Here is a 312-nt window from a genome sequence, read left to right as displayed (position 1 = left end):
GGCGCGCATTCTACAGCAGCCTCTGTTGCTGTCAAGCGGTTATTTTCAGAAGTTTTCAAAGTTTCGCTTGGAAATCTCTAACAACTTCAACCACTTGCGCTTCCGATCACTCGGTAGCGGGAGGCGAATTCTACAGCGTTACACGCTGCTGTCAACACCTCTTTTTCAACTCCTTTCGCGCTTCGATGACCTGAAGCCGCTTGCTGCCGAAAACTGCGTAACTCTTTGTTTACCAAGGAGTTTTCCGTTTCGACTGCGCCGGAAGTGGGGCGAATTATAGACATCCAGAATCTGCCGTCAAGCAATGATTTG

General features: G+C 49.0%; 1 protein-coding gene. It reads right to left on the bottom strand.

All coding sequences use genetic code 11. The features are described 5' to 3' along the window. Positions 1–86: 86 nt before the first annotated feature. Positions 87–312: hypothetical protein (locus SB725_RS30590; RefSeq protein ID WP_410923098.1), on the bottom strand; the 226-nt coding region annotated here is incomplete at its 5' end.

The sequence above is a fragment of the Pseudomonas sp. SIMBA_041 genome (genome assembly GCF_046535095.1).
Taxonomy (GTDB): domain Bacteria; phylum Pseudomonadota; class Gammaproteobacteria; order Pseudomonadales; family Pseudomonadaceae; genus Aquipseudomonas; species Aquipseudomonas mucoides.
Note: the sequence above shows the minus strand (reverse complement) of the source record. Positions and strands in the feature narration are given on the sequence as shown.